11 protein-coding genes are annotated in these 13,963 nt (G+C 61.6%); all 11 read right to left on the bottom strand.

Annotated features, from left to right (window positions below; translation table 11 throughout):
* Complete coding sequence (locus QYS36_RS18700) at positions 1 to 735, bottom strand: DUF599 family protein (protein WP_308840891.1); 735 nt, start codon at positions 733 to 735, stop codon at positions 1 to 3.
* A gap of 81 nt (positions 736 to 816) precedes the next feature.
* Positions 817 to 2,130, bottom strand: a complete 1,314-nt coding sequence (brnQ, locus tag QYS36_RS18695; protein WP_308840890.1) for a branched-chain amino acid transport system II carrier protein — start codon at positions 2,128 to 2,130, stop codon at positions 817 to 819.
* Between the two features lie 263 nt (positions 2,131 to 2,393).
* Positions 2,394 to 3,281 (bottom strand): succinate--CoA ligase subunit alpha, encoded by an 888-nt coding sequence (gene sucD / locus QYS36_RS18690; RefSeq protein ID WP_073267508.1) that lies wholly within the window; start codon positions 3,279 to 3,281, stop codon positions 2,394 to 2,396.
* A complete protein-coding gene (gene sucC / locus QYS36_RS18685) occupies positions 3,281 to 4,447 on the bottom strand; it encodes an ADP-forming succinate--CoA ligase subunit beta (RefSeq protein ID WP_308840889.1) in 1,167 nt (388 codons plus the stop codon). Before sucC ends, sucD begins: the two co-directional genes overlap by 1 nt.
* Before the next feature lie 198 nt (positions 4,448 to 4,645).
* Positions 4,646 to 6,082, bottom strand: a complete 1,437-nt coding sequence (lpdA, locus tag QYS36_RS18680; protein WP_308840888.1) for a dihydrolipoyl dehydrogenase — start codon at positions 6,080 to 6,082, stop codon at positions 4,646 to 4,648.
* Positions 6,083 to 6,168: 86 nt separating this feature from the next.
* Positions 6,169 to 7,395 carry a 2-oxoglutarate dehydrogenase complex dihydrolipoyllysine-residue succinyltransferase gene (odhB, locus tag QYS36_RS18675; protein WP_308840887.1) on the bottom strand — a complete coding sequence of 409 codons (1,227 nt, stop codon included), beginning with the start codon at positions 7,393 to 7,395 and terminating at the stop codon, positions 6,169 to 6,171.
* A gap of 68 nt (positions 7,396 to 7,463) precedes the next feature.
* Complete coding sequence (locus tag QYS36_RS18670; protein WP_308840886.1) at positions 7,464 to 10,295, bottom strand: 2-oxoglutarate dehydrogenase E1 component; 2,832 nt, start codon at positions 10,293 to 10,295, stop codon at positions 7,464 to 7,466.
* A gap of 250 nt (positions 10,296 to 10,545) precedes the next feature.
* Positions 10,546 to 11,265, bottom strand: a complete 720-nt coding sequence (locus QYS36_RS18665) for a succinate dehydrogenase iron-sulfur subunit (protein ID WP_308840885.1) — start codon at positions 11,263 to 11,265, stop codon at positions 10,546 to 10,548.
* Positions 11,266 to 11,276: 11 nt separating this feature from the next.
* Entirely contained in the window at positions 11,277 to 13,049 is a 1,773-nt protein-coding gene (sdhA, locus tag QYS36_RS18660) for a succinate dehydrogenase flavoprotein subunit (protein ID WP_308840884.1), read from the bottom strand.
* Positions 13,050 to 13,052: 3 nt separating this feature from the next.
* Positions 13,053 to 13,421 carry a succinate dehydrogenase, hydrophobic membrane anchor protein gene (gene sdhD / locus QYS36_RS18655; RefSeq protein ID WP_070887735.1) on the bottom strand — a complete coding sequence of 123 codons (369 nt, stop codon included), beginning with the start codon at positions 13,419 to 13,421 and terminating at the stop codon, positions 13,053 to 13,055.
* On the bottom strand, positions 13,415 to 13,789 hold the full coding sequence (gene sdhC / locus QYS36_RS18650) for a succinate dehydrogenase, cytochrome b556 subunit (protein WP_070883123.1): 375 nt from the start codon (positions 13,787 to 13,789) through the stop codon (positions 13,415 to 13,417). The genes sdhD and sdhC overlap by 7 nt, the downstream gene beginning before the upstream one ends.
* Positions 13,790 to 13,963: the final 174 nt, after the last annotated feature.

Raw genomic sequence — 13,963 nt, 5'->3', positions numbered from 1 at the left:
TTACTCGATTTTCTCCTTGGCCGGCTCGAAGGTCGGCGTTTGTGTGTAAACCATCACCTCCAGTACGTCGGAGTGAAATTCCCGGCGATACAACACCACTACCACGCCCGCGCTGACCAGCATGAAGAACCAGGGGTTGATGAACCACGCCAGGTTCGCCATGCCGAAGTAGTAGGCACGCAGCCCGTAGTTGAACTGGTTGGCCGCCATCGAAATGACCCGCGCGGTGCGCTCGGCGAAGGCCTTGCGCTCTTGCTCGGTGACGTGGCGCTCACCGATCATCGGTGCCGAGCCCACCAGCACGGCGGCAAAGTTGTACTGGCGCATGCACCAGCTGAAGGTGAAGAAGGCGTAGACGAACACCACGCCCAGGCACAGCAGCTTGACCTCCGACATGCCGCGGCTGGCCGACTGCACGAACGGCAGATCGGCGAGCAATGACACCGCTCGCTCGGAAGCGCCCAGCACGGTCAGGATGCCGGCCAGGATGATCAGCGTACTGGAGGCGAAAAACGAGGCGTTGCGTTCGAGATTGCCGATCACGTTGGCATCGGCAATGCGGTTCTCGCGCAGCAGCATGCGGCGCATCCAGTCCTCTCGGTACAGGTGCAGCACACTGGCCAGGCATGGCGTGGTGCGCCCCTTGACGTGGGCATAACGGGTATAGCCTGCCCAGCACAGGACGAACCAGCAGGCGGCGATCAGATGATGGAGATAGTCTTCGCTGATGGACATGCAGGCTCCTTGTAAGCTGGAGCGATTATAGCCGCGACAGATAATAAAAAGCCGCTCCAGGGAGCGGCTCTAGTGCGCTGATCAGGCGCTGGTCTGTCGTCTGGTTGCGCACGCCCGGTCGACCACGCAGCTGATCGCCAGCGTCACCAGCACCGGAACCAGCCAGCCCAGGCTCTGGGCGGCCAGCGGCAACCTGGTCAGCACCTGGGGCACATAGCCCCCCCAACCCGCAGCGGCCATGCCGTCGGCCACGCCGAAGATCAGCGCGACGGCCATGACCGGCATGAACACCCGCCGCTGCGATACCCACAGGCGGTTCATCAGGCTCAATGCCACCAGCACGATCGCCAGCGGGTAAAGCCCGACCAGCACGGGCACCGACACGCTGATCAGCTGGGTCAGGCCCTGATTGGACACGGCCAGGCTGAACACCGCGAGCACGATGACCACCGTGCGGTAAGACAGGCTCAACAGGTCGCTGAAGAACTCGCCACAAGCCGTCAGCAGGCCCACGGCAGTGGTCAGGCAAGCCAGAATGATCACCACCGCCAGCAACAGCGAACCGGCAGCGCCAAAGGTCTGGTTCACGTAGGTAGAGAGGATTTGCCCGCCATTCTGCGCGCCAGCAGCCAGCTCGTGGCTGGTGGCGCCGAGATAGAACAGAGACAGATAGACAAGTGACAGCGCCACCGCGGCGATGATGCCGGCGATCACGCAATAGCGGGTGATCAGCCCGCTGTCGGTGATGCCCCGGGCACGTACCGCGTTGGCGATCACGATGCCGAATACCAGAGCGCCCAGCGCATCCATGGTCAGGTAGCCCTGCAGGAAGCCCTGCACCAACGGTTCGCTGCGATAGGCGCCAGTCGCCTGCCCCACCTCACCCGCCGGTGCAAACACCGCAACACCGCCGAGGATCACCAGGGCGAGGATCAGTACCGGGGTGATGAACTTGCCGACCCGATCGACCAGGCGCCCAGGCGTCAGCGACAGGAACAGCACCACCGCAAAGTACACCAGGGTGTAGACGAACAGCACCGCTGCGCTGTTGCCAACGAAAGGCTGCACACCGATTTCGAACGAGGCGACCGCAGTGCGTGGCGTGGCGAACAACGGGCCGATCGCCAGGTACACCGCCACCGCCAGCGCGATGCCCGCCCAGCGTCCTATCGGCGTGGTCAGGGCAGGCAGGCCACCGCCCACACGCGCCAGGGCCACCACGGTGAGCAGCGGCAGGCCAACGCCGGTCAGCAGGAAGCCCATAGCAGCTGGGCCGATGTTTTCACCGGCAGACAAACCCGCACTGGGCGGGAAGATGATGTTGCCCGCGCCCAGAAAAAGCGCGAACGTCATGAAACCGAGAGCCAGGATATCCAGGCTTTTCAAGCGAGTCATAGAGGGAAATACCACTGGCAGAAGATCAAAATGTTCCGGAGGGTTTCCATCAAGGGTAAGGGAAACGTCGCCCGGGCTCGTGGGCCAGGCGAATCGAGGTGCAGGCATCTGCTTGTGGCAGCGCATGCGCCGGGGCGGCAATGGTAACGAAAAACCGCCAGCATCTCGAAATTGCCGGCCAGAGTGTCGGAAGACTGAACGTCTGCGTCGCCTCAATGAAAGAAGGCCACCCGAGGGTGGCCTTCTTTTCAGCTCAGAATGGCTTACGCCTTCTTCACTTCCCAACCGGTCAGCTCGGCCAGGGCCTTGCCGATGTCAGCCAGGGAACGCACGGTCTTCACGCCAGCGTCCTGCAGCGCAGCGAATTTCTCGTCTGCAGTGCCTTTGCCGCCGGAGATGATGGCGCCAGCATGGCCCATACGCTTGCCGGGAGGAGCGGTAACGCCAGCGATGTAGGAAACTACAGGCTTGGTGACGTTGGCCTTGATGTAGGCAGCCGCTTCTTCTTCAGCCGAACCGCCGATCTCGCCGATCATGACGATCGCCTCGGTCTTCGGGTCTTCCTGGAACAGCTTCAGGATGTCGATGAAGTTCGAACCCGGAATCGGGTCACCACCGATGCCCACGCAAGTGGACTGGCCGAAGCCGGCGTCGGTGGTCTGCTTGACGGCTTCATAGGTCAGGGTGCCGGAGCGCGACACGATGCCTACTTTGCCTGGCAGGTGGATGTGACCTGGCATGATGCCGATCTTGCACTCGCCCGGAGTAATGACGCCTGGGCAGTTCGGGCCGATCAGGGTGACACCCAGCTCGTCGCACTTGACCTTGGCATCGAGCATGTCGAGGGTAGGAATACCTTCGGTGATGCAGACGATCAGTTTGATGCCGGCGAAAGCCGCTTCCAGGATCGAGTCCTTGCAGAACGGAGCCGGAACGTAGATGACCGAAGCGTCAGCGCCGGTTGCGGCAACAGCTTCAGCAACGGTGTTGAACACTGGCAGGTTCAGGTGGGTAGTACCGCCCTTGCCTGGGGTCACGCCGCCAACCATCTTGGTGCCGTAGGCGATGGCTTGCTCGGAGTGGAAGGTACCTTGCGAGCCAGTGAAACCCTGGCAGATAACCTTGGTGTCTTTATTGATCAGGACGCTCATTACTTGCCCTCCGCAGCTTTGACGACTTGCTGAGCAGCGTCGGTCAGGCTGGTTGCCGCGATGATGTTCAGGCCGCTGTCGGCCAGTACCTTGGCACCCAGTTCAGCGTTGTTGCCTTCCAGACGGACGACAACCGGAACCTTAACGCCAACTTCTTTCACTGCACCGATGATGCCTTCGGCAATCATGTCGCAACGAACGATACCGCCGAAGATGTTCACCAGAACGGCAGCAACGTTGCTGTCGGACAGGATGATCTTGAAGGCTTCGGTCACGCGCTCTTTGGTTGCGCCGCCACCTACGTCGAGGAAGTTGGCTGGCTTGCCGCCGTGCAGGTTGACGATATCCATGGTACCCATGGCCAGGCCGGCACCGTTGACCATGCAGCCGATGTTGCCTTCGAGGGCAACGTAGTTCAGTTCGAACTTGGCAGCATGAGCTTCACGAGCGTCGTCTTGCGACGGGTCGTGGAAGGTCTTCAGCTTGGGCTGACGGTACATGGCGTTGGCGTCGATGTTGATCTTCGCGTCCAGGCAGTGCAGGTCGCCGTCGGCCTTGATGACCAGCGGGTTGACTTCCAGCAGCGCCAGGTCGTGATCTTTGAACAGCTTGGCCAGACCTACGAAGATCTTGGCGAACTGAGCGACTTGCTTGCCTTCCAGGCCCAGCTGGAAAGCCAGCTCGCGGCCCTGGAACGGCTGCGCGCCGACCAGCGGATCGATGGTCGCCTTGAGGATCTTCTCGGGGGTTTCGTGAGCGATCTTCTCGATGTCCACGCCACCTTCGGTGGAGGCCATGAACACGATGCGACGGCTGGAACGGTCAACGACCGCGCCCAGGTACAGTTCCTTGGCGATGTCGGTGCAGGACTCGACCAGGATCTTGGTGACAGGCTGGCCATTGGCGTCAGTCTGATAGGTCACCAGGCGCTTGCCCAGCCAGTTGGCAGCGAAAGCCTTAGCGTCTTCCTTGCTCTTGACCAGTTTCACACCGCCCGCTTTACCGCGGCCACCAGCGTGTACCTGAGCCTTGACGACCCACTCGGTCCCGCCGATTTTTTCGCAGGCCGCTGCGGCCTCTTCCGGGGTGTCTACGGCGAAGCCCTTGGATACGGGCAGGCCGTACTCAGCGAACAGCTGCTTACCCTGATACTCGTGAAGATTCATGCTTGTCTACCGTCTTCGTTTAGGTATTGCGCATCGGTGCTGCACTCGCGTGCCGCACCACCTGTGGCTGCCTCTGGGCAGCCCGGCGCACATTCCGCGATAGGCCTGGGCCTCGCACGGGCCATGCGCCGTGGTTCTGCTTCGCGAAAAACCGTCCGCACGCTACGGCCCGAAGACCGGCAGCGCACTGACGATTTCTTAGCGTTTCTTGCGGTTGGCGATGTGAATCGCGCCACCGTTGACTGCCAGCGCGGCTTCGTGCAGCGCCTCGGACAGCGTCGGGTGCGAGAACACCATCATGCCCAGGTCTTCGGCACTGGTGCCGAATTCCATGCCGATCGCGCCCTGCTGTACCAGCTCGGCCGCGCTTGGGCCGATAACGTGAACGCCCAGCACGCGGTCGGTGTTGGCGTCGGCGATGACCTTGACGAAACCGCCAGTGTCGTTGGCTGCCATGGCACGGCCACTGGCGGCGAACGGGAAGGTGCCGACGTTGACGGCAACGCCTTCGCTCTTGAGCTGCTGCTCGGTTTTACCAACCCACGCGATTTCCGGGTGGGTATAGATGACCGATGGGATCAGGTCATAGTTCATCTGCGCCTTGTGGCCGGCGATCCGCTCGGCAACCATCACGCCCTCTTCCGAGGCCTTGTGGGCGAGCATCATGCCGCGCACCACGTCACCGATGGCGTAAACGCCCGGAACGCTGGTGGCGCAATGGTCGTCGACGAAGATGTAGCCACGCTCGTCCAGATCCACGCCGCTGTCCGAAGCCAGCAGGTCGGTGGTCACCGGGCGACGGCCAACGGCAACGATCAGCTTGTCGAAGACGATCTTCTGTTCGCCGGCCGAGTCGGTGTAGTTGACAGTGACTTGCTTCTTCTTGACTTCAGAACCGGTGACGCGAGCGCCCAGTTTGATGTCCAGACCCTGCTTGGTGAGGATCTTGAAGGCTTCCTTGGAAACGGCTTCGTCAGCGGCCGGCAGGAACTTGTCCAGTGCTTCCAGAACGGTCACTTCAGCGCCCAGGCGAGCCCATACCGAACCCAGCTCCAGACCGATGACGCCTGCGCCGATGACGCCCAGCTTCTTCGGTACCGATTGGAATTCCAGGGCACCGGTGGAGTCGACGATGACGTCCTGGTCGACCGGAGCCGGCGGGATGTCGATCGGGCGCGAGCCGGAGGCCAGGATCACGTTTTCGGCTTCGACCACGGACGTCTTGCCGTCCTTGTCGGTAACTTCGACCTTCTTGCCAGCCAGCAGCTTGCCGTGGCCTTCGAGCAGGGTCACACCGTTGGCCTTGAACAGGCCGGCAACGCCGCCAGTCAGGTTCTTGATGATGCTGTTCTTGCGCCCGACCATGGCCGGTACGTCAATGCTCACGCCTTTGGCGCTGATGCCGTGAACAGCGAAGCCCTCATGGGCTTCATGGAATTTCCAGGAGCTGTCCAGCAGCGCCTTGGACGGAATGCAACCGACGTTCAGGCAGGTGCCGCCCAGGGCGATCTTGCCGTCCTTGTCCTGGTATTTCTCGATGCACGCGGTCTTCAGACCGAGTTGAGCAGCCTTGATGGCGGCAACATAGCCGCCAGGGCCGGCACCAATGACTACCACGTCGAATTTCTGGCTCATAAAAGATTCCTTTTAGCGTAAAGCTTCGAGCTCGAGCCGTGGACGAAGGCCCTGTAGGGCGCGGCGTCCACGGCCCGCAGCTGCGTTTAGATGTCCAGCAGCAGACGCGCTGGGTCTTCCAGCAGGTTCTTGATGGTCACCAGGAAGGTCACGGCTTCTTTACCATCGATCAGGCGGTGATCGTAGGACAGGGCCAGGTACATCATCGGGCGAATGACCACTTGGCCATTCACGGCAACCGGGCGCTGGATGATGTTGTGCATGCCCAGGATCGCGGCCTGCGGCGGGTTGACGATCGGCGTCGACATCATCGAACCGAAGGTACCACCGTTGGTGATGGTGAAGGTGCCGCCAGTCATCTCTTCGATCGACAGCTTGCCGTCACGGGCTTTCTTGCCGTAGGCAGCGATGCCGGCTTCGATGTCGGCCAGGCCCATCAGTTCGGCGTTACGCAGAACCGGAACCACCAGACCACGGTCGCTGGAAACGGCTACGCCGATGTCCTGGTAGCCATGGTAGACGATGTCGTTGCCATCGATCGAGGCGTTGACCGCCGGCAGACGCTTCAGCGCCTCGGTAGCCGCCTTGACGAAGAAGGACATGAAGCCCAGACGAGTGCCGTTGTGGGCTTTCTCGAATTGATCCTTGTACTTCGAACGCAGCGCCATGATCTCGGACATGTCGACTTCGTTGAAGGTGGTCAGCATCGCCATGTTCGACTGGGCTTCGACCAGACGGCGGGCAACGGTGGCACGCACGCGAGTCATCGGTACGCGCTTCTCGGTGCGGTCGCCAGGCGCGCTTGCCACCGGAGCAGCGGCAGCAGCAGCGGCCGGTTTGGCAGCCGGCGCGTTCTTCTTGGCTTCAACGGCCGCAACCACGTCTTCCTTGGTCACCCGGCCGCCTTTGCCCGAGCCGCTGATGCTGTTCGGGTCGATGCCGTTTTCTTCAGCCAGCTTGCGCGCAGCCGGCGACAGGATCTGGTCATCGCCAGCAGCGGCGGCAGGCGCAGCCGCCTGAGCCGGAGCAGAAGCGGCTTGGGCAGGAGCAGCAGCCGGCGCAGCGGCGGCAGCGCCACCTTCGGTGAGCTTGCCCAGCACTTCGTTGGAGAGGACGGTATCGCCTTCATTCTTGATGATTTCAGCCACTACACCGTCGGCCTCGGCCAGAACTTCGATCACCACCTTGTCGGTTTCGATGTCGACGATCAGCTCATCGCGCTTGACCGCTTCGCCCGGCTTCTTGTGCCAGGTAGCCACGGTGCCGTCGGCGACCGATTCGGGGAATGTAGGGGCTTTGATCTCGATAGCCATTGTGCTCTTTTCCTTAAATTCGGTTGTTTCGAGGAGGCAGCCTCAGGGCCGCCTCCTTCGCGATGGCATTAAACGGTGAAGGCATCCTGCAGCAGTTTTTCCTGCTGCTCGGCGTGCATGGACGCATAACCACAGGCTGGAGCGGCCGACGCATCACGCCCGGCATACTCGAGCACCAGCGACTTCTTGTGCGCCGCAGCGGCACGCCGCATGTGGTGCTGGCTGCAATACCAGGCGCCCTGGTTCATCGGCTCTTCCTGACACCAGACGATGTGCTTGAGGTTCTTGTACGGCGCAAGAATCTCGGCCAGGTCGTCTTCCGGGAACGGATACAGCTGCTCGATCCGCACGATGGCGATATCTTCGCGGCCTTCGGCGCGGCGTTTTTCCAGCAGGTCGTAGTAGACCTTGCCGCTGCACAGCACCAGACGCTCGACCTTTTTCGGGTCGATGGCGTCGATTTCCGGGATCACGGTCTGGAACGAGCCATCGGCCAGATCCTCCAGGGTCGACACGGCCAGCTTGTGGCGCAGCAGCGACTTCGGCGTCAGCACCACCAGCGGCTTGCGCAGCGGGCGGATGACCTGACGACGCAGCAGGTGGTAGATCTGCGCCGGCGTGGTCGGTACCGCGACCTGGATGTTCTGCTCGGCGCACAGCTGCAGGTAACGCTCCAGGCGTGCCGAGGAGTGCTCCGGGCCCTGCCCTTCATAACCGTGCGGCAGCAGCATGGTCAGGCCGCACAGACGACCCCACTTGGTCTCGCCGCTGGAGATGAACTGGTCGAACACCACCTGGGCACCGTTGGCGAAGTCGCCGAACTGGGCTTCCCAGATCACCAGCGCGTTCGGCGTGGTGGTGGCGTAACCGTATTCGAAAGCCAGCACGGCTTCTTCCGACAGGAAGGAGTCGTACAGGTCGAAGCGCGGCTGACCTTCGTACAGGTGCTGCAGTGGCAGGTAGGCCGAGCCGTCCTTCTGGTTGTGCAGTTGCGCGTGACGGTGCGAGAAGGTACCGCGGCCCACGTCCTGACCGGTGATACGGATCGGGTGACCTTCGACCAGCAGGGTCGCGTAGGCCATGGTCTCGGCGTAGCCCCAGTTCAGCGGCAAGCCGCCGGCGCCCATCTTGGCGCGGTCTTCGTAGATCTTGCCGACCTGGCGCTGAACCACGAAACCGTCCGGCGTCTCCAGCAGTTTGCTGGACAGCTCCTGCAAGGTCTTGAGGTCGAAACGGGTGTCGTGACGCGCGGTCCAGGCATGGCCCAGGTACGGGCGCCAATCGACGAACAGTTCCTTGTTCGGCTCCTTGACCAGGCTCTTGACCACGTGCTGGCCGTTGTCGAGCGCCGTGCGGTACTCGTCGACCGGCGCCTGCACCGCGTCGGCAGTCAGGCGACCGCCCGTGGTCAGGGCTTCGGCGTACAGCTCACGGGTGGTGCGCTGCTTGGCGATCTGCTGGTACATCAGCGGCTGGGTGCCGCTCGGCTCGTCGGCCTCGTTGTGGCCACGGCGGCGGTAGCAGACCAGGTCGATGACCACGTCACGCTTGTACTGCATGCGGTAATCGACGGCCAGCTGGGTCACGAACAGCACGGCTTCCGGATCATCGCCATTCACATGGAAGATCGGCGCCTGGATCATCTTGGCGACGTCGGTGGCGTACTCGGTGGAGCGTGCGTCGTCGGCCCGGTTGGTGGTGAAGCCAACCTGGTTGTTGATCACGATGTGGATGGTGCCGCCCGTCTTGTAGGCACGGGTCTGCGACATCTGGAAGGTTTCCATGACCACGCCCTGACCGGCGAACGCCGCGTCACCGTGGATGGAAATCGGCAGTACCTTGTCGCCCACGGCGTCGTTACGACGATCCTGACGCGCACGTACCGAACCTTCGACCACCGGAGAGACGATTTCCAGGTGCGACGGGTTGAACGCCAGTGCCAGGTGCACTTCGCCGCCCTGGGTCATCACGTTCGAGGAGAAGCCCTGGTGGTATTTCACGTCACCGGAGCTGAGGCCCTCGACCTTCTTGCCTTCGAACTCGTCGAACAGGTCGCGCGGGTTCTTGCCGAAGGTGTTGACCAGCACGTTCAGACGGCCACGGTGGGCCATGCCGATGACGATTTCCTTGGTGCCGTAGGAGCCGCTGCGCTGGATGATTTCATCGAGCAGCGGGATCAGGCTCTCGCCACCTTCCAGACCGAAACGCTTGGTGCCCGGGTACTTGGTGCCCAGGTACTTTTCCAGGCCTTCGGCAGCGGTCAGGCGCTCGAGCAGGTGGCTCTGCACCTCGGCAGAAACCTGCGGACGACCGCGCACGCTTTCCAGGCGCTGCTGGAACCAGCTGCGCTGCTCGGAATCGGTGATGTGGGTGAACTCGGAGCCGATGGTGCGACAATATGTCTGCTGCAAAGCGTCGCGGATTTCCCGCAAAGTCGCTTCTTCCTTGCCGATTGCCAGGCCACCCGTGCGGAAGGTGGTATCCAGGTCGGCGTCGGTAAGGCTGTAATGGCTGATCGACAGATCAGCAGGAACAGGGCGCTGCCACAGCCCAAGCGGATCGAGCTGAGCCGCTTGGTGGCCACGCATGCGGAATGCCTGAATCAACCGCAACACTTCGACCTGCTTCTTTTCATGCTCGCTGCTCACGGTCCCGGCAGAAGCCGGCTGAGCGCGACGCTGGTTTTTGGCCAGCAACACGAAATGATCACGAATCGTCGAGTGCGATACGTCATTGGCGGTGCTGCCTTCAGACGGCAACTTATCGAAATAAGTGCGCCATTCTTCCGGCACGGCGTTGGGATCGTGCAGGTAGAGCTCATAGAGCTCTTCCACGTAGGCAGCGTTACCACCGGATAGGTGGGCACTGTCCCACATGCGCTGCATCACGCTTTCTTGCATGCTTGGTCACCCTCGGTAAGGGGACACCACCGGCGAGGACACCGACTGGCTTTCGAAGTCATGTTGCAGCGACTTCAGCAAGCCACCTAGGAATCCCGCAGATAGTCCGGGCACCAGCCCGAATGCCCCTGCTGGTCGTCATATTTTTCGTATAAGGGCGTCGGCGGCTAGGCCAACGCCCTGGCGATGCTGCAACACCGACTTTACGTCGGTGCGGCAGGTGTTACGGGTCAAGCTAAAGAGCGGTGAATCAGGTGCCGCTTTGCAGCAGCATGTTGCGCACGTGACCGATTGCCTTGGTCGGGTTCAGACCCTTGGGGCATACGTTCACACAGTTCATGATGCCGCGGCAGCGGAACACACTGAATGGATCGTCCAACGACGCCAATCGTTCCGCAGTCTTGGTATCGCGGCTGTCGGCCAGGAAACGATAGGCCTGCAGCAGTGCAGCCGGGCCCAGGAACTTGTCCGGGTTCCACCAGAACGACGGGCAGCTGGTCGAGCAGCAGGCGCACAGGATGCACTCGTACAGCCCGTCGAGCTTCTCGCGCTCTTCCGGCGACTGCAGACGCTCGATGGCCGGCGCCGGGGTGTCGTTCTGCAGGAACGGTTGCACCTTCTCGTACTGCTTGTAGAAGATGCTCATATCGACCACCAGGTCACGAATCACCGGCAGGCCGGGCAGCGGGCGGATCACCAGGGTGTTGCCCTTGACCACGCTGGAGATCGGCGTGATGCAGGCCAGGCCGTTCTTGCCGCTGATGTTCATGCCGTCGGAACCGCACACGCCTTCACGGCAGGAACGACGGTAGGAGAAGCCTTCGTCCTGTTCCTTGATCAGCGCCAGGATGTCGAGCACCATCAGGTCCTTGCCATCGATGGTGATGTCGAAGTCCTGCATGAACGGCGCTTTGTCCGTTTCCGGGTTGTAGCGATAAACGCTGACTTTCAAGCTTTTGCCAAGAGACATGGTAGCCACCCTTAATAAGTACGAACTTTGGGTTCAAACGCCGGTACGGTCTTCGGCGAGAAGTTGACATCGCGCTTGGCGACTCGTTTCTCACCTGGGAAGTACAGGCTGTGGCACAGCCAGTTGGTGTCATCACGGTCTTCGAAGTCTTCACGGGCGTGGGCGCCGCGGGACTCGGTACGGGTGTCGGCGGCGATGGCAGTGGCTTCGGCGACTTCCAGCAGGTTCTGCAGCTCCAGCGCTTCGATACGCGCGGTGTTGAAGGCCTGGCTCTTGTCGTTGATCTTGACCTTGGCGATGCGCTCGCGCAGGTCAGCCAACTGAGCGATGCCCTTCTTCATGTATTCGCCGGTACGGAATACACCGAAGTAGTTCTGCATGCACTGCTGCAGTTCCTTGCGCAGCGGAGCGACTTCTTCACCGCTGCTGCGCTCGTTGACGCCGGACAGACGGCTCAGCGACAGCTCGATATCGGTTTCGCTGGCACCGCGGACTTCCACGCCTTCTTTCAGCGCTTTTTCCAGGTGCAGACCCGCCGCACGACCGAACACCACCAGGTCGAGCAGCGAGTTGCCGCCCAGACGGTTGGCGCCGTGTACCGATACGCAGGCCACTTCACCGACCGCGAACAGACCTTCGATGATGCGGTCGACGCCGTTGGCGTCCTGGGTAATGGCCTGGCCATGAATGTTGGTGGCAACGCCGCCCATCATGTAGTGGCAGGTCGGAATGACCGGAACAGGCGCCACGACCGGGTCAACGTGGGCGAAGGTCTTGGACAGTTCGCAGATGCCTGGCAGACGGCTGTGCAGCACTTCTTCACCGAGGTGATCGAGCTTCAGCAGCACGTGGTCCTTGTCAGGGCCACAGCCGTTGCCGGCGATGACTTCCTTGACCATGGAACGGGCCACCACGTCACGACCGGCAAGGTCCTTGGCGTTGGGCGCATAACGCTCCATGAAACGCTCGCCATGGGCGTTGATCAGGTAACCACCCTCGCCACGGCAGCCTTCGGTAACCAGTACACCGGCGCCGGCGATACCGGTCGGGTGGAACTGCCACATCTCGATGTCCTGTACCGGCACGCCCGCACGCAGCGCCATGCCGATACCGTCACCGGTGTTGATCAGGGCGTTGGTGGTGGACGCGTAGATACGGCCAGCACCGCCGGTAGCCAGAACCACGGCCTTGGAGCGGATGTAGACGGTTTCGCCGGTTTCGATGCAGATGGCGATGACGCCGACGATGGCGCCGTCCTGGTTCTTGACCAGATCGACCGCGTACCACTCGTTGAGGAACGAGGTGCCGGCTTTCAGGTTGGCCTGGTACAGGGTGTGCAGCAGCGCGTGACCGGTACGGTCGGCAGCGGCGCAGGTACGCGCGGCCTGGGTCGGGTTATCCGGGCCCTTGGACTGGCCACCGAACGGACGCTGATAGATGCGCCCCTGCTCGGTACGGGAGAACGGCAGGCCCATGTGCTCGAGCTCGAACACCGCTTCCGGGCCGACGGAACACATGTATTCGATCGCGTCCTGGTCACCGATGTAGTCGGAGCCCTTGACGGTGTCGTACATGTGCCAGCGCCAGTCATCGTTCGGATCGTTCGAGGCGATGGCACAGGTGATGCCGCCCTGGGCGGAAACGGTGTGCGAGCGGGTCGGGAATACCTTGGTGACCACTGCGGTCTTGTGGCCGCCTTGCGCCAGCTGCAGAGCAGCGCGCATACCGGCACCGCCACCACCGACGATGATGGCGTCATAGGAAAGAGTACGAATGCTAGTCATGAATCAGAAACCCCAAAGAATCTGCACGCCCCAGACGAAGAACACGAACATGGCGATGCCACACGTGGCCTGGAACAGAAAACGCACAACGGTGGCCCACTTGCCCAGCGCGGTCGGCGTCAGGTAGTCGGTGGAAATCGTCCACATGCCGACCCAGGCGTGAACGCCGAGCGCTACGAGGGTCAACAGGCTGAAGATGCGCATTGCATTATTGGAGAACAGACCATGCCACTGCGCGTAGCCCATGCCTGGATTCAGGACGATGTAGCCCAGCAGGAACAGGACATAAGCCGCGAGCACGACCGCAGAAACGCGTTGAGCCATCCAGTCATAGAGACCCGAACGCGAGAAATTCGTGACATTAGTTACCATATCCACACCCCCAGCAGCACAATCACGATCGCCGAAACGACGAGTACGATTTTGGAACCCAGCTTGCCGCCTTCCAGCGTCTCACCGACTCCAGCATCCATGATCAAGTGGCGCACACCGGCCACCAGGTGGTACAGCAGAGCGGACAGCAGTCCCCAGATCACGAACTTGGCCAGCGGGCTGGTCAAGCATTCTTTCACCTGCGCAAAGCCCTCTTCCGATGACAGCGACTTGTCGAGCCCGAACAGCAGCACGGCAATGCCGAGGAAAAGGATCACGCCAGATATACGGTGAAGAATGGACGTGTAAGCAGTGACTGGGAGTTTTATCGTCCGAAGGTCTAAGTTTACAGGTCGTTGGCTATTCACGGCTTTATTATCACACTGAGAGCCCCAGCTATCAGGGCTGAGTTGTCGGGAAGCGCACTGGTCAGGTACCCATCACCCAAGGAGTGACAACCACCAGAAACCGGGCTCAAGGCCCTTGGCAGTCGGGCGCAGAGTATAGACAGTTAGGTCGCTAATGACAACGCGGATACCTCG

It is taken from the genome of Pseudomonas sp. G34, assembly GCF_031119625.1.
GTDB lineage: Bacteria > Pseudomonadota > Gammaproteobacteria > Pseudomonadales > Pseudomonadaceae > Aquipseudomonas.
The sequence above is the reverse complement of the archived record's forward strand: the minus strand, read 5'-3'. Positions and strand labels throughout refer to the sequence as shown.

Excerpts from the sequence above, each read along its gene's own strand:
- sdhA (WP_308840884.1), bottom strand. The coding sequence starts at position 13,049 with ATGACTAGCATTCGTACTCTTTCCTATGACGCCATCATCGTCGGTGGT.
- brnQ (WP_308840890.1), bottom strand. The coding sequence starts at position 2,130 with ATGACTCGCTTGAAAAGCCTGGATATCCTGGCTCTCGGTTTCATGACG.
- odhB (WP_308840887.1), bottom strand. The coding sequence starts at position 7,395 with ATGGCTATCGAGATCAAAGCCCCTACATTCCCCGAATCGGTCGCCGAC.
- sucC (WP_308840889.1), bottom strand. The coding sequence starts at position 4,447 with ATGAATCTTCACGAGTATCAGGGTAAGCAGCTGTTCGCTGAGTACGGC.
- lpdA (WP_308840888.1), bottom strand. The coding sequence starts at position 6,082 with ATGAGCCAGAAATTCGACGTGGTAGTCATTGGTGCCGGCCCTGGCGGC.
- QYS36_RS18670 (WP_308840886.1), bottom strand. The coding sequence starts at position 10,295 with ATGCAAGAAAGCGTGATGCAGCGCATGTGGGACAGTGCCCACCTATCC.
- QYS36_RS18665 (WP_308840885.1), bottom strand. The coding sequence starts at position 11,265 with ATGTCTCTTGGCAAAAGCTTGAAAGTCAGCGTTTATCGCTACAACCCG.
- sdhD (WP_070887735.1), bottom strand. The coding sequence starts at position 13,421 with ATGGTAACTAATGTCACGAATTTCTCGCGTTCGGGTCTCTATGACTGG.
- sucD (WP_073267508.1), bottom strand. The coding sequence starts at position 3,281 with ATGAGCGTCCTGATCAATAAAGACACCAAGGTTATCTGCCAGGGTTTC.
- QYS36_RS18700 (WP_308840891.1), bottom strand. The coding sequence starts at position 735 with ATGTCCATCAGCGAAGACTATCTCCATCATCTGATCGCCGCCTGCTGG.